This window comes from Thermosulfurimonas sp. F29 (assembly GCF_019688735.1).
Taxonomy (GTDB): Bacteria; Desulfobacterota; Thermodesulfobacteria; order Thermodesulfobacteriales; family Thermodesulfobacteriaceae; genus Thermosulfurimonas_A.
This window is the reverse complement of the sequence record NZ_JAIFYA010000001.1, coordinates 470,377-489,874: the sequence shown is the minus strand read 5'-3', so window position 1 is coordinate 489,874 and position 19,498 is coordinate 470,377. Positions and strand designations below refer to the sequence as shown.

Genomic DNA, 19,498 nt, shown 5'->3' with positions numbered 1-19,498 from the left:
CTTGACGATTCCTCTTTAGTCTCTTAAGATCAGCCCGAATATTGGGACGGATCGGGGAGGTTGACAGGAATGCTTCCGGTGATTCACGAGGTGGAAAAGCGCTACCTGCGTAATGATCTGCCGGACTTTCGTCCGGGAGACACGGTGCGTGTTCACTATCGCATCCAGGAAGGTGAAGAGAAGGAACGGATTCAGGTCTTTGAGGGAGTGGTCATTCGGAAACGGGGAAGCGGTACCGGGGCCACTTTTACGGTGCGGAAGGTCTCCTTCGGGATCGGGGTTGAACGGACCTTTCCGTTGCATTCTCCTCGCATTGAGAAGATAGAGGTCGTACGGCGGGGCAAAGTACGCCGGGCCCGGCTGTACTACCTGAGGGGGCGTTATGGGAAGGCCGCCCGTATCAAAGAGCGACTGTAAGGGTATGCTCTGGCCGCCAGAGAACCTTTCGGCGGAACGCTGGGCGCGTGAGAAACGATATCGTCGGGCCGGTTACCGTTTTATTGCCGGTGTGGACGAGGTGGGACGGGGAGCTCTTGCTGGGCCGGTGGTGGCTGCAGCGGTTATCCTCCCGGAGGGGTTTGACCACGAGGAGTTGGCTGACTCCAAGACCCTCAGTCCGGAAAAAAGGGAGGCCCTTTACGAAATAATTACCCGTGAGGCCCTGGCCTGGGCGGTGGGAGAGGCCTCCCACGAGGAAATAGACGCGATGGGGATCCTTCAGGCCAGTCTTGTGGCCATGGCCCGGGCGGTAACGCGGCTCTCCCTCACTCCCGAGCTTCTTCTGGTGGACGGGCGTTTCACCCTTCCGGGCTGGGGAGGGCCGCAGAAGGCCGTGGTGGACGGCGATGCCCTGTGCGCCTCCATTGCGGCGGCGTCCATCGTGGCCAAGGTCCACCGGGATCGTCTCATGGAAAGTCTCTGTCCTGCGTATCCCTCCTACGGATTTTCCCGTCACAAAGGTTACGGCACCAGGGAACACCTGGAGGCCCTCCGTATTTATGGCCCCTGTCCGATACATCGCCGAACTTTTCGCCCGGTTTGCGAGGTCCGGAAACCCTAAGGACTTCGGGAGGCGGGCCGAGAAACTGGCCGAGGAATATCTCCGGTTTAAGGGTTACCGGATCCTGTGTCGAAACTGGCGCACCCGTTTCGGAGAGATCGATCTCGTGGTTCAGAAAGACGACACCCTGGTCTTCGTAGAGGTCAAGGCCCGTCGGAGTCGCCGTAAAGGGCGTCCGGAGGAGGCCCTCACCCCGGCCAAGAAGACCAGGCTCTTAACCCTGGCCCGGTGTTACTTATCTTCCTTTAAGGGGAGGGTCGGGCGGGTGCGTTTTGATGTTCTCGCCCTGGATTTTTCCGGGAAAATTCCGGACATCCGACATTTTGAGGGAGTTATCGAGGATGGATGAAAGGTCGTCCTTACCCTTAACTTACGAGGAACTCCTGGCCAGGCCGGCCTCGGAAGCGGAAAAGCTTCTGGCCGGGTTGTCCTTCCGGGAACAGCTTCAGCTGGTTCTCTCCGCCCCCTGGCACCTTCGCCCGAGGATCATTACCCTTTCACCGCTGGCCGAAGGCCTGGTAAGGAACCTTCCCCCTCAGGAACTCTTTCTTACCCTGAAGGCGGTCTCCACCGAGGAGGCCGTGGACCTTCTCGCCTATGCCAAGGGCGAACAGATCCAGCTCATCTTTGACCTGGATGCCTGGCGCAAGGACCGCATCGTGGACGAGAGGTTTCTGGCCTGGCTGGTGCTTCTCTTCGAGGCCGGGGAAGATTCGGTGGCCCGGTGGTTACGGGTGGCGGATTTCGATTTCCTGGTGGCGGTCCTCCAGAGGTTCATCCGGGTGGTCAAGCGCCCCGACGATACCGATCTTACCGAGGCCCTGGACTGGCTGCCCCCCTATACCCTGGACGACACCTACTTTATCGAATTTCGGAAGAAAAAGTTTGAATTTTATTTTCGACGCATCGTGGAGATCGTCCGGGATATGGAGGAAACCTATTATTACAACCTCATGGAGGCCCTTATCTGGGAGCTTCCCTCCCAGGTGGAGGAGATGGCCTATCGCTGGCGCCGGGGACGGCTGGCTGACCACGGCATTCCCGACTACTTCGACGCCCTGGAGGTCTATGCTCCCCTGGCGGACGGAAGACTGCGGCAGGTGGATCCCCGTTATCTTCCCGGCCGCGAACCGGAGGAGGAAAGAGGACCTCAGCCGGGTTTTCTCCCCGTCATTCACCGGCCGGGCGCGGAACGCTTCACCCTGGCCCTTTCCCGGGTGTCCGACCCGGCCCAGCTCGACCGTCTCAAACGGGAACTGGCCTGGATTACCAATAAAGTGCTGACGGTGGATCACATCAATCTGGACGAGATTTCCCAGGTGGAGGACTCCCTGAACAAGGTTCTGGGGTATCTCAACATCGGTCTGGAGTACCTGGCCGGACCGGATCCGGAGGCCGGGGCCCGGGTGCTGGAAAATTACTTTCTCGAAGACATCTTTCGCCTGGCTCACACCCTCATCGTGCGCCTCCGCAAAAAGGCCCGGGAGATATCCTCACAGGAAGGACTGGATACCCGGGTGCTCAGGCACCTGGACGAGCCCTTTGCCTCCTACCTCAAGGGGGTTACGGCCCGGGAGGCCAACCGGTTGAAGTTTTATGTGCCGGAGAAGGCGGGCACGGCCGAGGAATATCGCTGGTTCAGGGAGCTTTCCGAGGTGAGGTATGTGGAAGACCTTCTGGATATGGTGGGCTACTGGGCTCCGCTCATCCAGAGGGCCTTTGGCCCTCCGCCCCTGTGGGTGGCTGAAATAGCCACCCGGCGCACCAATTTTCTGGAGCCGCGGGACATCACCTGGTCGGCCCTCATCCTTACCGCCCTGGCCAACTGGGTGTGCTTCGGAGAATTCCGGTTTGAGGCCCTTCCGGTGGAAAAATGGCCGGAGGCACTCAAACACTTGCTCGAGCCGGGCCCGGCCGGAGAACGAAATCGTTTCTCCGGAAAATTACGGGAGACCCTGCACCGGAATTTTCGCCAGCTGGCCCAGCAGACCCTCTACTACGCCCCGGAGCATACGGAAAACTTTTTACGGTTCGTGACCTCCCGTTTCGAGGAGGAATTCGCCTTTGCCGAACCGGATTCTCCTCCCGAGCCCCGTTATGTGCGCTACCTGCTTATAGCTCTGGATTGATGCGGTAAAAGATCCTCCTGCCGAAGAAATGGCCCTTTAATAGATCCCTCCTCACGAGTTCTTTCAGGATCTTTTCTATCTTTTCGGGCGGGATTCCGAAGGCCTCGGCCAGTTCCTCCACCGGAGCCGGTCTTCGGGAGAGATAAGCCAGTATCTCGGTCTCCTCCGGGATTTCCTCCCGGGTCCGGCAAACCCGGCGGGGGGCGATGACCTCCGCCCCAAGCTCGCGCGATAAGGCCATAAGTTCGCCCGCGGAAAGCGGTTTCGCCCAGGATTCCGCCGGGGGACGGGCTACGGTGTTCAACTGAATCCGATGGGGACGAATGCGTTCCACCGCCGCCCGCAGGGCTTCGATGTCTTCCCTCTGGTCGTTTATCCCCTTCACCAGGAGAATTTCCAGCCAGAGCTCTCCCCGCATGTTCTCACGCAGCCGGGAAAGACCCTCCACGAGGGCTTCCGGATGGAGTCCCGGAACGGGGCGGTTTACCCGCCTCAGGGACTCGGGGCGCGCGGCATCGAGTGAGGCCAGCACATAGTCCGATTCACAGAGGGCGTTGAAGATCCCGGGCACATTAAGGGTGGTGCTGTTGGTAAGGACGGCTAAGGGTTTTTCGGTAATCTCCCTTATCAGCTCTACCACCTCCGGAAAACAGGAGTTCAGGGTGGGCTCCCCGGACCCGGTGAGAGTGACCACATCGAATTCCTTTTCTTCAAGAGCCCTCCTGAGGGCCGAGGATATCTCCTTAAAGGGGCGGTATTCTCTGATCTCCAGGGTAAGGGTGGTGGTGCGTCCCACTTCGCAGTACACACAATCCATGGAACATATCTTGTAGGGCACCAGATCCACCCCCAGAGATAATCCCAGACGGCGGGATCTTACCGGTCCGAAAACGGGCATTACGAAACCTCCGGCTTCGAGTATCCTGCGGGCCCAGGCCTCCGGATCTTCGAAACAAGGTTTGACTTTTTCGAGATAGGCTAACCTTCTTTCGACGAAAGACATTGTTTTACGCGCAAAAAATCAAACTTTCCCACGATACTTCTCCGCCAGCTTTTTCATGGCGAGATAGGCCTCGCGGGCTATGCGCATGTGTTCCAGAAACCGGGGAAGCTCCTCGAGATAGAGGGCCTGCGGTCCGTCGCAAAGGGCCGCCTCCGGGCGGGGATGAAACTCCACCAGGACCATGTTGGCTCCGGCGATTACTCCCTGAGCCGCAACATGGTAAATGTCCCTGATCCCGTCCGGGGCCTCCGCCCGGGAACCTATGGGGTGAGAGGGATCCACGCACACCGGAAGCCGGGTGAGGCGTTTTACCACCGGGACATGCCCGAAGTCCACCAGATTGCGGTGCGGGTCCCCCAGATGGGTGCGCACCCCCCGCAGGCAGAAGACGATCCTGTGGTTTCCCTCGCTGGCGATGTATTCACAGGCGTTAAGGGATTCCTCAAGGGAGAGTCCCATGCCGCGCTTGTAAAGGACCGGGAACTCCGTCTGACTTCCCACGGCCCGCAGCAGTTCAAAGTTCTGGGCGTTACGGGTCCCGATCTGAAGCATCACCCCGGTGGGATGTCCGGTTTGCTCCAGGGCCTCGTGGATCTCTTCGATGTGATGCGGGGCAAGCACCTCCATGGCGATCACCCGGATACCGTATTTGCCGGCCAGCTCGAAGAGCCAGGGAAGACACTCCTTCCCGAGCCCCTGGAAATCGTACGGGGATGTGCGGGGCTTGTAGGCCCCCATGCGGGCCGTAACTATTCCGGCCTCGGAAAGGGCCTTAAAGATGGCCTCGGCGTTTTCCCGGGAATCCACCGCGCAGAGCCCGGCAAAAATGTGGAAGGAGTCCTGATCGAAACGCAGGCCTTGGTACTCGAAACCGAAGGGCTCAAGGGTTCCGTGGCGACCGATCCGGCGATACTTGGCCGATACCCTTATGGCCCGCTCCACCCCGGGGAGGGCCTGAACCTCCTCCAAGGGGACCCTCTGGGTATCCCCTATGAGATGTATTTCAATGACCTTGCGGGTAACCCCTTCGTACTGGGCCACATGCAAACGAATCCCCTCGAACCGGGAGAGATATTCCCGGATTTTTTTGAATTCTTCACTTTCAGGACCTATTTCCGGTTTGAGAATAATGATCATCCTTTACCTCCATTTTATAATTCGTACATGATATTTACCCCCTCCACCGGAAAGCGCAACTTTGCAGCCATCTTCCAAAAATGGACTAAAATCGTAAAATTTACAGACTTATGTTTGATCGAACTACTGATTTTAGCTAAAATACTTTCAGAAAAATTCTGGAAGGGTTTTATAAATTTAAATGAGTCTTCAATCATTTGAATCTAAACGAATCAAGCAGAAAATATATCTGTTAATTTTTATTTCTGTCTCTTCTCTTTTATTGTCTTATCATAAAGTAATTTATAATTTTTTGATGCTCATAAAATCGCCATCAAACAATTACTGTCTTCTGATTCCGTTTATTTTCTTATACATGTGCTGGGAAAAGAAAAAAGTTTTTGATTTTTCAGAATTTAATCCTAGCTATTCAGGAATTTTTCTACTATTAGTCTCTTCGGTTTTCTCGTTAATAGGTCAATTGTCTTCCATAGAAACTTTTCTTTATTTTGGTTTATATCTTGCCATCATTTCTCTATTTTTAGTTCTGTATGGCAAGAAATGCAAATATTTAATCTTTCCTTTCTTGGTTCTATTTTTTAGCATCCCTCTTCCTCCATTCATTAATCGATTATTGACTTTTAATCTCCAATTGGCTACTTCTGTTCTAGCCGAACACATTATAAGAATGTTCAATATGAGTGTTTTTCGCGAGGGTAATATTTTAGATATAGGAATAACTCGACTTCAAGTGGCAGAAGCCTGTAGTGGATTGCGTTATTTCATGCCTTTAATTTTGTTATCTTTGTTGATAGGTTATTATGGATTAAACACATTCTTGTCTCGTCTTGTATTATTCTTTTTTGTTCTTCCGGTTTCAATTTTATTTAATGCTTTTAGAATATCTGTAATAGCACTTTTTTACAATTACAGTCTGAAGCTATGGCTACGGGAACCCTATCATTCTATCTTGGGATGGTTATTTTTTGTTTTAGCAGTGATATGTTTTCTTTTTTTGTTATTACTTTTGAGAGCCTTAGAAAATCGTTTGTCTATTTCTGTAAAAGATAAACAATCTCTTTCTGCTTGTATTCCCTCAAAACCGAAACGAGGATTTAAGTTTGATTTATTCTTAACAGTAGTCATTTTTTGTGTACTCAATATTTTTGTAGGTTTAATTCTATGGAAATTGCCTGGAATAGATAGGGTTCCTCCTAAAAAGGATCTGCTTGCTTTCCCTTTGAAATTGAACGGATGTCTGGGAGAAAGTATAGCCCTCTCTCCTAACATCCTAAAAAGTCTATGGGCGGATGACTATTTTTACGGCATTTATCACTGCAACAATACCACCGGAGAAATTCATCTTTTGATTTCTTACTACACTTACCAGACCACACGGCACACTGCTCACACGCCCCATTCATGTTTGCTGGGGAGCGGATGGGACATTCTGAAGATAAAGGACAGACTTCTTTATCTATCGAATCATCAAAAAATAGTGGTAAGATATATGTGGCTCAAAAAAGGGGAATATAAACTGCTGGCTACATATTTTTATTTCGAACGCGGAAGAATTCTCATCAGTCCCTGGAAACACAAATTATATCTCCTGTGGGATGCCCTCTCCAGACACCGGACGGATGGAGCTCTGGTAAGAATAGAACTATATCTTTCCCCGCAGCTCTCCTATTCAGAGGCGGAAAAAACACTCGCAAAATTTATACGACTGATCTGGCCGGAACTGGAAAAGGCTATTCCTCAATAGATTATTATCGCTCGCCCGAGGCCAGCTTTTCCAGGCGAGAAAGTCCTTCTCTTCTTCCCAGGGCTATGAGGGTATCCCCCGGTTCAAGCACATAGGTGGGGGCGGGGTTAAAGACCATTTCCCCGGTGGCCTTTTTTACTGCCAGGATTATGGCCCCTGAGATCTCCCGGATTCGGCTCGAAACCAGATCCTTTCCCACTAAAGGGGAGGTTCGAGAAAGACGCATTTCCTCGAGCTGGAGGTCCAGATTGGCTTCCGGAGAGGTTAGTTCCAGAAAATCCGTTACCGCTGGACGCAGGATGGCCAGGGCCATACGCCGGGCGCCTATCAGATATGGAGAAAAGACTTTATTGGCCCCGGCCTGTTTCAGGCGCTTGGCCACATGTTCCTCGTCGGCCCGGGCCATGATGAAGATGCGGGGATTGAGACTGCGGGCGGTAAGCACGATGTACACATTGTCGGCATCGGAGCGAAGGACGCTTATCACTCCCCGGGCCTTTTCAATTCCGGCTTTGAGCAGTACTTCTTCGTTGGTGGCATCACCCTGAATGAAAAGATATCCCTCCCGCTCGAGATCACGAATCACTTTCGGATCGTTTTCGATAACCACGAAGGCTACTTCTCTGGCGATAAGACGACAGATATGTTTTCCGATCCGCCCGTAGCCGCAGATAATATAGTGATCCTTCAGTGAGGCCAGTTTCTTCTCCATCTGGCGCCTCCCGAAAAAATTGTAAAATACTTCAGATAGAACAATTTCACTTACCACTCCCACCGCGTAAAAGAAAAGTCCCGCCCCTCCGAAGGCCACTATGATGGCCAGAACACGCCCGGCCGGGGTGTGGGGTACGATATCTCCATACCCCACCGTGGTAAGGGTCATCAGGGTTAGATAAAAGGCTTCAAAAAGGGAACGATGTTCAAAAAAGGCGAAGCCGGCTACCCCGATCAGGATAAGGATGCATAGAAATAAGAATCCCAGACCGATACGTCGGAAAGCCGGCATTTTTAAAGCCGCAGGCACTCTTCGAAGATATCATAAAGTTTGCGCAGGTCTTCCCGATAGTCTTCGGTGAGATGGATGTGGATAACCGGTCGTCCGGCTTCCTCCAGAGCTCGAAAGTCTCCGTACGCTTGAGCAAACTGAAGATCCCAGAAGGTTACCCCTTCTCCGGGAATTACCTGTTCCGGCCGACGACCTTTGCGGGTAAATATAATAAAGCGCCCGGAAATAGTTCCCCCCTTAAAAAGCTGACCGGTGGAATGAAGATAGCGAGGACCGAACCCGAAGACCGTACTGCACTGTCGGCGACCTCTAATTAGGGTCCGAAAGTCGCGAAAGATTTCCTCAAGTTCGGGATCCGGGGGGAGGTAGGCCAGAAGTGCCAGGTATCCCCAGGGAGACATGTCCTGGAAAAACTTTTTGATCAGGGCCGTTAGTCGGGGATACTCGATGCGTGCGGTTTCGGCATAAAGAAATCCTATCCCGGTATCTTCATCCAGATAGAACTCCACTGGAAATTCCCCGGTCTCCCGAAGGGTATCCAGGATCTCCCGGGTCTTGCGTTTGGTACGCACCACATCAGGCTCGTCAAAGGGGTTTACCCCCAGAAAGGCCCCGGCTAGAGCCACGGCCAGTTCCCAGCGTACGCACTCGGCAAAGATTTCGTAACGATCCTCCAGAAAATAGGTCTTGAGTTCGAAGTCAGCCTCTCTCAGATCCGAAAAAAGTCGACGATAAAGGTTTTCTCGCCCTCGTAGCCCGAGATATACGAAATACCGATCCGGCCCGTAAACTGTGGGGGAACCCGGGCTTTCTCCTACGATGGGAATGATCCCCAGAAAGTTTTTACCTAGACTCTCGGCCACCAGCTGTTCAATCCATAGGGCGAAAGGTCGCAGCAAGGGATCGGCCATGATGGTGAGCTTGTCCTTGCCGTGGATGAAATGTTCTACCATGTATTGAGCCAGCCAGGCCGAAAGATTATAACTCCAGGGTATCTCCGGTGATGAGGCCTCGAACATTTCCTCAGCCGCCGAAATAGCCCGTTCCAGATCTAGCCCCAGGAGGGCTGCGGGAAGCATCCCCACCTCCGTGAGGGCTGCATATCGTCCCCCCACATCCGGAGGATGATGAACGACCCTCAAGAATCCCTTTTCCCGGGCCTCTTTTTCGAGCGGTGAGCCCGGATCGGTGAGGGCCACAAAATGGGGCCCGGGTTTTATATTTCGATCCTCAAAAGCCTTCCAGAAGTAGCGATAATGAGACAGGGTTTCTACCGTGGTTCCGGATTTGCTGGCTATAACAAAGAGGGTTTTCTCCCAGGAAAGGGTTTCCTCGATCTCCGCTATGGTTTCGGGATCATCCGTATCCAGCACAGTAAAACCCGGATATCCCTCCTGGGGGCCGAAGATTTCCGCAAGCGCCAGGGGAAATAGACTCGATCCCCCCATACCACACCAGACCACCTCTTCGAACTGCTCGCGGATTTCTTCGCCGAAGGCACGAAGCTCCTCTATCCTGGAGCGCATCCTCTCCGGGGCCCGCACCCACCCCAGCCTGTGGGCAATCTTCCGGGCCTCCTCCGGATCTTCGGTAAAGGCCGAGGGATCTCCGGCCAGAATCTTGGCCACCAGGGCCTGCTTTTCCTCTTCGCTCATCCGCGTTGGGCGTCTTAATGCAGCCTTTTTCATGAGACCTCCTTCCCGGAAAGGTTTCTCTCTATACCTAACATAATCAGCCCCCTTGCAAAACCCATCCTATCCAGAAAATAGGTCGGATCCTGTTTTCTGGAGGGGGAGGACATTTTCGGGATTTTATGGTATTCTTAATAAAGAACCGGGAGAGGCGATGACGGAAGGTGGTCTCATGCCTGGATTTGTTTTTTTCGGACTTGTTGAGGGGATATTTATGCCGTGGTGACTCCGGGTTCCGGCGAGGCAGGAGACCGCATACGCACTGCAAACTTCGCTCGGTCCGGCCTCCTCACTCTGGGAGGTTTTTTTATAAACTGTTTAAGGTTGCGCCCGTAGCTCAACTGGATAGAGCGTCGGACTTCGGATCCGATGGTTGGGGGTTCGAATCCTCCCGGGCGCGCCAGTTAAAATTATCCCGCTCTTACTACTTTGCTCAGGATCCGTCTCGTTCTGCCCGAATTTCACAGGGCTTTAAAAAATGTTCCCCAGGGTGCTCGATCCGCTTACCTGGACGGGTTTGCATTCTCCAACATTGGCGGTGGCATTGCAGGAGAGGGTCCATTCTATACGCCACTTAGGATCGTTTGAGTCATTCTTTACAGTTAGGATGTATCCGGTCCCGTTATCAGTACAGTTAGCGGTAATATAAAAGCGTCGGCGCGCGTCCTTGTCGGAATTAAGCTGATACTTATTGTCCGCGGTGCCATCGTTAAAACCGGCAAGCTCCTCTATCTGACAGGCGTAGCGGTCGTGATCGGCGTAATATTCCTCCTGGGCCATTTTGGCCGCAAGAAGGACCTGTACCGGATCCACCTCGAAAGCCGAACGAAAGTAGTGACGATAAATCGCTACAGAAAACGAGGCCAAAATAGCTAATATGGCCAACACCATCAATACCTCTACAAGAGTAAAACCTTCGTAGCCTAAGGAGCTTCTTTGGGACCGGAACACGAGATATCCTCCTTCGAGACATCATAAATACAGGTAGCTCTATAGGTTATGTCGGTGCCCTTTATTTTAGCACTGGCGGTAACCGCAAAAGTCCGATTACAGGAAAAAGAGGAAAAGGGAGGGTCGGCGGTAAAGGATATGGTATCGAGCCACATGGTACCATTCCTGGTCCGGCAATTCTCTAATGCGGCAGGATCGGAAAAATTGCCATCCGTAACACAGTGAGCCAAAATTTCTTGCACACATGCCCCGGCTAGAGTGATCAGATCCTTGGCCTTGGTTTTGTTTTTGTAAGATGCATATTGGGTGATGGCCACCCCAGCCAATATGGCCAGGATGGCCATCACCATCATAAGCTCAACCAGGGTAAACCCTTTTGATCTCACTACTGCTTCCTGGGAGCCGTACAGCTTATGTCCTGATTATTCACATCATAGGTGCACTGAGCCTGATAGGTATCCCCATTGGGAAGATCACCGCTAGCCGTGATGGTAAAAGTGGCATTACACCCGCTAAAACTACTAGCATCTATAGTTATGTTTGAAAGATACTTCGAGGTCCCATTATTAAGGTTACACGATTCCAGCTGAGTGGCGTTATTGAAACTAGAGTCCGCCTCACACTGCGTTACAATCTCCATGGCACAGGCCCGGGCAAATCCCACCAGATCCTTGGCCTTGGCCTTGTTCTTATAGGCTGAATACTGACTGATGGCCACCGCCGCCAGAATAGCGATGATCGCGATAACGATCATCAACTCCACCAGAGTGAAACCCGCTTCCTTCCTGTCTTTCCTTGGTTTGCGCAACTTTTGGTCCTTCATGAGTTACACCTCCTTAGTGAATTTATTTTGGTCCTCGTGTCGTGGATAAGCAAATTTTATGCCAGGATCTCCGGAAAGAAAATGTAAACTATATTCCCTGTTTCTTGATGAAAAAATTTTTTGAAAAACGACATATCGGGAGCCCCGTGACAAAATTTGTCAACATTCGGACAAATTTTGTCACGATCCTGATCTGCGAGCCGGGGATTTCGGCTGGCTTTGGGGTCCGAAACAGGCCGTCCATTCCCGATTGATCGGGCCCAGGGTTAATACTCGACCGGAAGGATCTATGAGGCCGGAAAGACCGGTATTGCCTACCTGAATTACATACCGACGGGTCTCAACGGCCCTCAGAACAGACTGATAAAAATGTTGGGCTAGGGCTGCCGAACGCCCGAACCATGCGTCGTTGGTGGCCACTATCAGAAGGTCTGCTCCGGCGCGGACGCGTTTTCTGGAAAGCCCGGGAAAGACATTCTCGAAACAGATCAGTATCCCCAGCCGATGACCGGAAATCCTGAGCACTCCCGACTCTTGACCGGGGACATAGTTCCCTGCGGCCACCGCAAAGTGCCTGAGCCAGGGAAGCCATTGCTCAAAGGGAATGTATTCCCCGAAGGGGACCAGATGTTCCTTGTCGTAAATCCCGAGAACCTTCCCGGAGGAGGAAACAAGCACCATGCTGTTTTTCATTACATATCCGTCGGAACGCACTTCCACTCTGGGTATACCAAGGAGCACCGGAATGCCCAGGGTTCGGATGCCGGAGAATAGATTCTTCACCAGAGGATCCACCGGAAAAACAAAGGTCATGGCCGTCTCCGGCCATACGATAAGATCAGGTCGTTCGGGAATCAGTTTCCGGGAAAGGGCAAGGTATTTTTCCAGGTTTTTTCGTTCCTGCCCCGGGCTCCATTTAATATTCTGGGAAACATTTCCCTGAACCAGACAGACCTTCATAGGCATAGGGGATGGACCTTTGGAAATTAGATACCAACCGATCAGTGCATTCAGAAGCCAGAGTGTGCTGGCACAAAGTATAAGTCTTTGCGCTCTCCGGCCATGACCCAGGATTCCCCACAGGGCATACCCGGAGAAGGCCACCAAGAAGGAGAGCCCGTAAACTCCGGCAAAGGAGGCCGGCTGGATAAGATAGGGGTTGGGAGCCAGGACTGCCCCCAGGGGTTCCCAGGGGAAACCCAGGGGGCCCAGTCCGCGCAGAAATTCAAAAATCACCCACAGGGTGCCGAAAACGAGGCCCCCGAAAAGGGAAGGATTTTTGAGAGCACCGGCTTTTTCCGTAAGTGCCACCGCGAGAGCCGGGTACAGACCCAGATAGAGGCACAGGAGAAGATGCAGGCCTACCGCGGCAGGCCAGGAGAAGCCCCCGAAACGGGTCATTACCTCGGGAAGCCAATAGAGGAGAGTGGTGAAGTGGGTGAGCCCGAAAAGGAGTCCGCCTCCCAGGGCTCTCAGGAATCCGTTTCCCCTGGAAGCCTCCAGAAGAGGAACTAGAGCCAGCGGAGCCAAGGGATAAAGATCTGTTTCGGGAAAGGAAAGGGTCAGGATCAGTCCACCGATAAAGGGAAAAAGGAACCTAACTTTTTCCTTTTCCGGAAAGCGGCCGGACTCTGAGGGCCCGGATGGCCCGTTCATCCGCGGAGAGGATTTCCACCTCAAGCCCGTCTACCTCCACCCGCTCTGAGGAACGAGGTAACGCTCCTAGTTTATCCTGGATTAAACCGGCCAGTGTTTCATAATCTCCACGGGGTAATTCCACCCCGAAGAGTCTTTCCACCTCCTCCAGAGAGGTCTCCGGACTAAGAATAAACCATCCCTCGGGATCCTGCAGAAAACGAGTCCTCTGAACCGGAAAGAGAAACTCCAACAGATCTCTGAGACGCACCATCCCGGAAAGAGTTCCAAATTCATCGATCACCAGGGCCACGGATGCTCTCCGATCCCGAAATCCTTTTAAGGCCTCACGCAATCGAAGGCTTTCCGGAATCACATAAGCCGGATGCAGTAACTCGCGCAGGGAAAATTTTTTTCCTATTCTTCGCACCAGATCTTTTATAGAGACTATCCCCAGGAAATCGTCGAGATCCCGTCCGTATACGGGATAGTAATCATGGGGGACCATGGCCACTCTTTTCCATATCTCTTCCGGAGGGGCGTCGGCGGGAAGGCCCACCAGTTCCTTTCTGGGGATCATAACCTCTCGCACGGCCACCCGACGAAGTCTTAACACCGAAAGGACGATTTCCCTTTCCTCCGGGGTAAGGAGTCCCTCGCGCTCGGCTTCTCCCACCAGCTCTCCCAGCTCCTCGGTGAACTCGCGGAGGTGTTCCTCCGGGGTTTTCTGAAAGAGGGCCCGCAGCACCTCAAACCATGACGGGATCTCCGGCATACCGTTAAATTAACGATTCAGGCCTTCAGAAGTCAAGGTATCCTATTGCCCCTTCGTAGGATTGAGGCTAAAATTGGCAAAATTGTAAAATCTGTCTGGTGAGCAATGGAAAAGATGGCCCAGCACAGTCTCGAGGAGCTGACCTGCCTTTACGAGATTGCCAGCACCCTGGCCAGCACCCTGGAACTGCGCGAGGCGCTGGAGCGAACCCTGGCCGTGCTTTCCGAAAGGTTCGCCCTCAAGCGGGGCACCATCACCATCTTCAATCCCCGCACCGGGGAGATCCAGATCGAGGTGGCCCACGGCCTTTCCGAAGAAGCCCGTCGTCGGGGACGCTACCGCCCGGGGGAGGGCATCACCGGTGAGGTGGTGGCCACCGGCCAGCCCATCATCGTGCCCCAGATAAGTGAGGATCCGCGTTTTCTGAACCGCACCCGAAGCCGTAACGAAAAAGAAAAGAAGAACCTCTCGTTCATCTGCGTACCCATAAAGAGCGGGGGGCGGGTGCTGGGCACCCTTTCGGTGGATAGGCCGGCCGCCGATGCGGTGGAGCTGGCCAAGAATCTCCAGTTTCTCATCATCGTGGCCGGGTTGCTGGCCCAGACCGTGGCCAAGCTCCAGGCCCTGGAGGAGGAACGGGCCCGGTTGCTCGAGGAAAATCTGCGCCTCAAGCACGAACTCAAGGGACGCTACCAGCTCGAGAATTTCGTGGCCACCTCCTCCCGCATGCACGAGGTGCTCGAGATGATCCACCGGGTGGCGGGAAGTCCGGCCACAGTACTCCTCCGGGGGGAGTCCGGCACGGGGAAAACGCTCATCGCTCGACTCATCCACTACAATAGCCCCCGGGCCGACGGCCCCTTCGTTTCCGTGCCCTGTACGGCCATTCCGGAAACCCTGCTGGAGAGCGAACTTTTCGGCTACGAAAAGGGGGCCTTCACCGGGGCCCAGGGCCGAAAGATCGGTCTTATGGAAAAAGCCCACGGAGGAACACTCTTTCTCGACGAAATAGGCGACTTAAGTCTCCCCATCCAGGCCAAGCTACTTCACGCCATCCAGGAAAAGGAATTTTACCGCCTGGGAAGCACCGAACCCATAAAGGTGGATGTGCGCATCATCGCGGCCACCAACCGCAATCTCGAGGAACTGGTGGAAAAGGGCCTCTTCCGCGAGGATCTTTACTATCGCCTTTCGGTCTTTCCCATTTACATCCCTCCGCTCCGGGAAAGGCCTACGGACATCATACCGCTCGCCGAGCACTTTCTGGAGAAGTACTGCCGGCTTTACGGAAAGAACATAAAGCGCCTTTCCTCTCCGGCCATCGATCTTCTCATGCAGTATCACTGGCCGGGTAATGTGCGGGAGCTCGAGAACGCCATTGAAAGGGCGGTTCTCATCTGCGACGAGGAGGTCATTCGCAGTTACCACCTTCCCCCGAGTCTTCAGACGGCCAGGAGTTCGGACACGCGGGCCCGGCTCACCCTTCCCGAGGCCGTGGAAAAGGTGGAACGGGAGCTCATCGTGGAGGCCCTGAAGGAGACCGGGGGCAACCAGAGCCGGGCCGCCCAGCTCCTGGGCACCACCCTGCGGGTCCTCAACTACAAGGTCAAGAAGTACGGTATAGATCCCCGGAGCTTTCGTCCTCGGAGAAAGAACGCCGCCCATGCCTAAACAGCTGGAACTCTTCCCCGGTTACGCTCCTCCGGAGCCCCGCATCGTCCCCCGCTCCGAGCATCCCATCTCCCGGCGAATGATCTCCCGGGAGGCCCTTAAGGTCCTCTATCGCCTGCACGACGCGGGCTTCCTGGCCTATCTCGTGGGGGGGAGCGTACGGGATCTCCTCCTGGGGCTCACTCCCAAGGACTTCGATGTGGGCACCGACGCCCGCCCGGAGGAAATTCGGCGGCTCTTCCGGGCCAGCCGGATCATCGGGCGCCGCTTCCGCCTGGTGCATGTCTACTTTCGGGGCGGCAAGATCGTGGAGGTGGTCACCTTCCGGGGGCCGGAGGAACGGGAGGACGAGGAGGGAGAGGTCTACGGCACCCCCGAGGAGGACGCCTTCCGGCGGGATCTCACCATTAACGCCCTCTTTTACAACATCGCCGACTTCACCATCATCGATTATGTGGGGGGGCTGGAGGATCTAAGAAACGGTATCATCCGGGTCATAGGGGAGCCCAATGTGCGTTTCATTCGGGATCCGGTGCGGATGCTCCGGGCGGTGCGACACGCAGCACGGGCCGGTTTCGAGATCGAACCCCGCACCTGGGAGGGCATCCTGCGTCACCGGGAAAAGATCCGTCTGGCCTCGCCCATTCGTCTGCGGGACGAATGGCTCAAGGATGTGACCGGCGGATGGGCAGGCCCCTGGCTGGACCTGATGTTTCGAAGCGGTCTCTTCCGGGAGATCTTTCCCGCCTATCACCGCACCCTGGTGGACTATCCTCAGAGCCGGGGTTTCCTCTCCCGGCTTCTTCGCCGGGCCGACGGCCTGAAAAAGACGGGTTCCCTTTCCCAGGCCGGAGCCCTGGTCTTTTTCCTCTATCCCTACCTCCTCACCAACGGATTTCTCTTGCCTCCGGAAAAACCCGAGCGCCCCACCCGGGAGGTGGAAAGGAGGTTGCTCGAGATCCTGGGGTCCTACCGGTTCTGCAAGGAACTTTTTGAGGAAACGGTGGTTCTGCTCTCGGCGCTTCTTTATTACCGGTATTTCGCTCTAAAGGGAAAAACGCCCCCGAAAAAACTCGTCCGAAAGAGCTATTTTGCCGAACTGCGGGAGCTTGCCGAACACATCTTTTCCGAGGAAAGGAACTTCTTTAAAATCGAACTTAAATCCGTGAGGAGGAAAAGGCGGCGCAGGAATGCCTGACTACACCCGATCCCTCGGTTTTTCCTTCCTTGAGGGCACCAAGCTTTCCCTGAGGGATCTCTTTCGGGACCGGGAGGAGATTGCCCCCGCCGAGCCCTTCAAACGCTATCCCGGGGCCCGGCGGCACGGGCTTCCCCGCCCCCGGCCTCCCCGGGCGGACCTCTTCGAGGTCCTGGCCCGGAGGCGAAGCGAAAGGATTTACGCCCCGACCCCCTTGAGGCTCGAGGAGTTGAGCGTGCTTCTCTGGGCGGCCTGCGGCGTTACGGCCCGGGCCGGGCGCTACCTCCTCCGCACCGCCCCTTCCGCCGGAGCCCTCTACCCCGTGGAAACCTATCTGGCCGTCCATAGGGTAGAGGGACTCGAGCCCGGACTCTATCACCTGGAGCTCAGGGAATGGGTGCTCGAGGAACTCCGCAGGGGGGACTTCCGGGCCGACCTCAAGGAGGCCGCCCTGGGGCAGGGTTTCTGTGCCACCGCGGCGGTGGTCTTCGTGTGGTCGGTGATACCGCGCCGCACCATGTCCAAGTACGGCAGCCGGGGGGTGCGTTACCTCTTTCTGGACACGGCTCACATCGCTCAGAATCTTCTGCTGGCGGCCGAGGCCCTGGGCCTTGCGGCCTGTCCGGTGGGGGCCTTCCTGGACGACGAGTTGAACGAACTCTTCGGGCTGGACGGGGTGGAGGAGACCGCGGTTTACCTCGTCACCGTGGGACGCCCCGGACGATGAACCTCCTCTGGCACGAGGGAGCCCTGGGGGATCTGCTCCTCTCCCGGCTGGCCATAGCCGCCCTCGGAGGGGAGGAGACCCTGCTTCTCGCCCGCTCCGAGGCCCGAGTTCTTCTCAGGGAAGCCGGACTGGTTCACGAGGTCGCCAGCACCGATTGGGGGCCGGGGTGGGACCGGTCCCCGCCGGACACCGTCTATCTCTTCGGCGAAAGCCCTTTCGCCAGGGAGATCCTCTCCCTTCGTTTTCCGAAAAGCTTCCTCAGAATCATCCGCACGCGCCCGCGGAGGCGCGTCCATGTGGCCCTCTTCCAGTGGCTTGAGGTTGGGGAGGCTCCTTTCGCCCTGGAGAGGGCCGGAGTCCTTCGTCCTCCGGGGTTTTCCCGTTCACCGGAGTGTCTCCTGGTGCATCCCGGCTCCGGAGGGCGGAGCAAGTGCTATCCCGTCGGGGACCTGAAGGAGGCCCTGAGGCGTCTCGGAGAGATTCCCCTGCGGGTCATCCTCGGGCCGGCGGAGGAGGATCTCGCCGGAGAATTTTCCGGCTTTTCCGTGATTCGAAGCCGCACCTTGGATGAGGCCCTATACGCCCTTTCGCGGGCCGCCGCCTTTCTCGGAAACGACTCCGGACTCACGCATCTGGCCGCGGCCCTGGGAGTGCCGGTTCTCGCCCTCTTCGGTCCCACGGATCCGGTCCTCTGGGCCCCTTTCGGGGAAAGGGTAAGGGTGCTTTACCCCTTTACTAGACTTTCCCCGCAGGCCCTGACCCGGGAGATAGGATCTTTTCTCAATACCATTCCCATGTTCCGCCGGAGGGAGGGCTGCCCTCCCGGGGGGAGGCCACCGGAGGGCGTGCCGAAGCCACCGGAGGCCGGGGCGGAGGGGCCGTGGGGGGCTGGGGAGCCCGGTAGGACGGGGACGGCCGATAAGACGGCGAAGCCGGATAGCCTTGAGGGGCCGGCTGGGCTCCGGTTCCTGGGGGTGGAGGCGGTGGAGGTGGCGGAGGCGGGACCTGACTGAGTTTCACCTCCTTTTCCTTCTTTCCGAAGGGCCAGAGCTTGGAACCGATACGCCGGAGGAGGGACTTCTTTTTGGGTTTCTGGGGTGAGGCCGGTGCCGGAGGAGCCGCCACCGGGGGAACGGCGCGGGCTTCCTTTCTTACCGGGGGAAGACTTTCCTCGGGAGGGGGGTAATCCGGCCACTGATCCTCGTCCACATAGTGGACCGGGGGGACCCCCGAGCGCGGCCGGGAGGGCGCCGGGGAAACCCCGGTTGTCGGTGCGGAGGAGGGCGGGGAGGCCTCTACCAGCTTTTCCGGATGCATCCTCGCGGGAGGGATCTCGGGCGGCGAGGAGGCCCGAGCCGGCGCGGGAGCCGTTTCGGATTTGGGAGCCGGTGTCGTCACCACGGCCACGGCCTCCGAGGGCGTCTCCCGGCCCAGGATGTAGGCCCGCGATCGTTTGGCAAATTGAGCCAGGGCAGGGATCACCTCCCCAAGATCCTTTACCTCGGTGTAAAGGGTTATAGGGGGCCTTTTTTCCTTGACGGGAAGAAGCTCCGCATCCACGCTTACCGTGTTCCCGAAGACACTCACGCTCCCGAAAAGGACATAGTCGGCCCCGAGTTTTTCTCCCAGAAGGCGAGCGGTCCGTCGGGTAAGGGGGCCTTTGAGCTCCGAAAGGGCCTTTCTCACCACCTCCGGATCCACGGTCTCCACGGTGCCGGGGGCGAAGAGTCTGGTGGTGAGCATGTCCTGAATGCCGTCCCGCACATAGGATAGATCCTGCGAGGCGTGAATCCGGAAGGGTATCACGGCCACCCTCTTGGGGGCCTTCGCCAGGGCAAAACCGGAGATAAAAAACATAAAAAGGATCCAGAGTCCCAAAAACCTCATTTTTCTTTCCCCCGGTTCGGTTTAAACTTGAGTAAATCATCACCCATCGGGTAAGTCAAGG

At 55.7% G+C, this 19,498-nt stretch carries 18 protein-coding genes and 1 tRNA gene; 10 read left to right on the top strand and 9 right to left on the bottom strand.

Annotation, left to right across the window (positions count from 1 at the left end; genetic code table 11):
• Positions 1-69 precede the first annotated feature (69 nt).
• From rplS to K3767_RS02505, 4 genes are read left to right on the top strand one after another with little or no spacing between them, the layout of a single operon-like run.
• On the top strand, positions 70-417 hold the full coding sequence (gene rplS / locus K3767_RS02520; RefSeq protein ID WP_221171993.1) for a 50S ribosomal protein L19: 348 nt from the start codon (positions 70-72) through the stop codon (positions 415-417).
• Positions 383-1,060, top strand: coding sequence for a ribonuclease HII (locus K3767_RS02515; RefSeq protein ID WP_255592153.1), 678 nt, complete (start codon positions 383-385; stop codon positions 1,058-1,060). Before rplS ends, K3767_RS02515 begins: the two co-directional genes overlap by 35 nt.
• On the top strand, positions 999-1,409 hold the full coding sequence (locus tag K3767_RS02510; protein WP_221171992.1) for a YraN family protein: 411 nt from the start codon (positions 999-1,001) through the stop codon (positions 1,407-1,409). The genes K3767_RS02515 and K3767_RS02510 overlap by 62 nt, the downstream gene beginning before the upstream one ends.
• Entirely contained in the window at positions 1,402-3,189 is a 1,788-nt protein-coding gene (locus K3767_RS02505) for a DUF6178 family protein (protein ID WP_221171991.1), read from the top strand. The genes K3767_RS02510 and K3767_RS02505 overlap by 8 nt, the downstream gene beginning before the upstream one ends.
• Here K3767_RS02505 and K3767_RS02500 read toward each other — a convergent pair.
• Positions 3,173-4,087 carry a radical SAM protein gene (locus K3767_RS02500; RefSeq protein ID WP_221171990.1) on the bottom strand — a complete coding sequence of 305 codons (915 nt, stop codon included), beginning with the start codon at positions 4,085-4,087 and terminating at the stop codon, positions 3,173-3,175. The two genes, K3767_RS02505 and K3767_RS02500, sit on opposite strands and share 17 nt — an antisense overlap.
• 123 nt (positions 4,088-4,210) lie before the next feature.
• Entirely contained in the window at positions 4,211-5,329 is a 1,119-nt protein-coding gene (locus K3767_RS02495) for a 3-deoxy-7-phosphoheptulonate synthase (RefSeq protein ID WP_221171989.1), read from the bottom strand.
• A gap of 181 nt (positions 5,330-5,510) precedes the next feature.
• On the opposite strand from K3767_RS02495, the gene K3767_RS02490 reads away from it, so the two are divergent.
• Positions 5,511-7,073: an exosortase C-terminal domain/associated protein EpsI gene (locus tag K3767_RS02490; protein ID WP_255592151.1), complete on the top strand. Its 1,563-nt coding sequence runs from the start codon at positions 5,511-5,513 to the stop codon at positions 7,071-7,073.
• A 4-nt stretch (positions 7,074-7,077) separates the two neighbouring features.
• Here the strand turns inward: K3767_RS02490 and K3767_RS02485 are convergent, their stop codons facing one another.
• Together K3767_RS02485 and K3767_RS02480 are read right to left on the bottom strand one after the other, a co-directional pair.
• A complete protein-coding gene (locus K3767_RS02485; RefSeq protein WP_221171987.1) occupies positions 7,078-8,079 on the bottom strand; it encodes a TrkA family potassium uptake protein in 1,002 nt (333 codons plus the stop codon).
• A gap of 2 nt (positions 8,080-8,081) precedes the next feature.
• On the bottom strand, positions 8,082-9,767 hold the full coding sequence (locus tag K3767_RS02480; protein ID WP_221171986.1) for a phosphoheptose isomerase: 1,686 nt from the start codon (positions 9,765-9,767) through the stop codon (positions 8,082-8,084).
• A 329-nt stretch (positions 9,768-10,096) separates the two neighbouring features.
• Between K3767_RS02480 and K3767_RS02475 the strand changes: the two genes are divergently transcribed.
• A tRNA-Arg gene (locus K3767_RS02475) sits at positions 10,097-10,173 on the top strand.
• A gap of 68 nt (positions 10,174-10,241) precedes the next feature.
• On the opposite strand, the gene K3767_RS02470 is transcribed toward K3767_RS02475, so the two are convergent.
• The 5 genes from K3767_RS02470 to K3767_RS02450 form a co-directional block, all read right to left on the bottom strand.
• Positions 10,242-10,721, bottom strand: coding sequence for a type IV pilin protein (locus tag K3767_RS02470; protein ID WP_255592150.1), 480 nt, complete (start codon positions 10,719-10,721; stop codon positions 10,242-10,244).
• On the bottom strand, positions 10,694-11,107 hold the full coding sequence (locus tag K3767_RS02465) for a type IV pilin protein (protein ID WP_255592149.1): 414 nt from the start codon (positions 11,105-11,107) through the stop codon (positions 10,694-10,696). The genes K3767_RS02470 and K3767_RS02465 overlap by 28 nt, the downstream gene beginning before the upstream one ends.
• Positions 11,107-11,529 (bottom strand): prepilin-type N-terminal cleavage/methylation domain-containing protein, encoded by a 423-nt coding sequence (locus K3767_RS02460; RefSeq protein WP_255592148.1) that lies wholly within the window; start codon positions 11,527-11,529, stop codon positions 11,107-11,109. Before K3767_RS02460 ends, K3767_RS02465 begins: the two co-directional genes overlap by 1 nt.
• Positions 11,530-11,724: 195 nt before the next feature.
• Entirely contained in the window at positions 11,725-13,224 is a 1,500-nt protein-coding gene (gene lnt / locus K3767_RS02455) for an apolipoprotein N-acyltransferase (RefSeq protein WP_221171983.1), read from the bottom strand.
• The gene (locus K3767_RS02450; protein WP_221171982.1) at positions 13,142-13,954 is read right to left on the bottom strand and encodes a transporter associated domain-containing protein; all 813 of its coding nucleotides are present in this window, start codon (positions 13,952-13,954) and stop codon (positions 13,142-13,144) included. Before K3767_RS02450 ends, lnt begins: the two co-directional genes overlap by 83 nt.
• Before the next feature lie 105 nt (positions 13,955-14,059).
• On the opposite strand from K3767_RS02450, the gene K3767_RS02445 reads away from it, so the two are divergent.
• Genes K3767_RS02445 through K3767_RS02430 form a run of 4 tightly spaced genes read left to right on the top strand, consistent with a single transcriptional unit; the run spans position 14,060 to position 18,563 of the window.
• Complete coding sequence (locus K3767_RS02445; RefSeq protein WP_255592147.1) at positions 14,060-15,625, top strand: sigma-54-dependent Fis family transcriptional regulator; 1,566 nt, start codon at positions 14,060-14,062, stop codon at positions 15,623-15,625.
• Positions 15,618-16,823, top strand: a complete 1,206-nt coding sequence (locus K3767_RS02440) for a hypothetical protein (protein WP_221171981.1) — start codon at positions 15,618-15,620, stop codon at positions 16,821-16,823. Before K3767_RS02445 ends, K3767_RS02440 begins: the two co-directional genes overlap by 8 nt.
• A complete protein-coding gene (locus tag K3767_RS02435) occupies positions 16,816-17,550 on the top strand; it encodes a SagB/ThcOx family dehydrogenase (RefSeq protein ID WP_221171980.1) in 735 nt (244 codons plus the stop codon). Before K3767_RS02440 ends, K3767_RS02435 begins: the two co-directional genes overlap by 8 nt.
• A complete protein-coding gene (locus K3767_RS02430) occupies positions 17,547-18,563 on the top strand; it encodes a glycosyltransferase family 9 protein (RefSeq protein WP_221171979.1) in 1,017 nt (338 codons plus the stop codon). Before K3767_RS02435 ends, K3767_RS02430 begins: the two co-directional genes overlap by 4 nt.
• Positions 18,564-19,498: the final 935 nt, after the last annotated feature.

What these genes read in the sequence shown, in the direction of transcription:
- K3767_RS02450 (WP_221171982.1), bottom strand. Translation starts at nt 13,954, where the DNA reads ATGCCGGAGATCCCGTCATGGTTTGAGGTGCTGCGGGCCCTCTTTCAG.
- K3767_RS02440 (WP_221171981.1), top strand. Translation starts at nt 15,618, where the DNA reads ATGCCTAAACAGCTGGAACTCTTCCCCGGTTACGCTCCTCCGGAGCCC.
- K3767_RS02485 (WP_221171987.1), bottom strand. Translation starts at nt 8,079, where the DNA reads ATGCCGGCTTTCCGACGTATCGGTCTGGGATTCTTATTTCTATGCATC.
- K3767_RS02430 (WP_221171979.1), top strand. Translation starts at nt 17,547, where the DNA reads ATGAACCTCCTCTGGCACGAGGGAGCCCTGGGGGATCTGCTCCTCTCC.
- rplS (WP_221171993.1), top strand. Translation starts at nt 70, where the DNA reads ATGCTTCCGGTGATTCACGAGGTGGAAAAGCGCTACCTGCGTAATGAT.
- K3767_RS02515 (WP_255592153.1), top strand. Translation starts at nt 383, where the DNA reads ATGGGAAGGCCGCCCGTATCAAAGAGCGACTGTAAGGGTATGCTCTGG.
- K3767_RS02435 (WP_221171980.1), top strand. Translation starts at nt 16,816, where the DNA reads ATGCCTGACTACACCCGATCCCTCGGTTTTTCCTTCCTTGAGGGCACC.
- K3767_RS02480 (WP_221171986.1), bottom strand. Translation starts at nt 9,767, where the DNA reads ATGAAAAAGGCTGCATTAAGACGCCCAACGCGGATGAGCGAAGAGGAA.
- K3767_RS02510 (WP_221171992.1), top strand. Translation starts at nt 999, where the DNA reads ATGGCCCCTGTCCGATACATCGCCGAACTTTTCGCCCGGTTTGCGAGG.
- K3767_RS02490 (WP_255592151.1), top strand. Translation starts at nt 5,511, where the DNA reads ATGAGTCTTCAATCATTTGAATCTAAACGAATCAAGCAGAAAATATAT.
- K3767_RS02500 (WP_221171990.1), bottom strand. Translation starts at nt 4,087, where the DNA reads ATGCCCGTTTTCGGACCGGTAAGATCCCGCCGTCTGGGATTATCTCTG.
- K3767_RS02445 (WP_255592147.1), top strand. Translation starts at nt 14,060, where the DNA reads ATGGAAAAGATGGCCCAGCACAGTCTCGAGGAGCTGACCTGCCTTTAC.
- K3767_RS02495 (WP_221171989.1), bottom strand. Translation starts at nt 5,329, where the DNA reads ATGATCATTATTCTCAAACCGGAAATAGGTCCTGAAAGTGAAGAATTC.
- K3767_RS02505 (WP_221171991.1), top strand. Translation starts at nt 1,402, where the DNA reads ATGGATGAAAGGTCGTCCTTACCCTTAACTTACGAGGAACTCCTGGCC.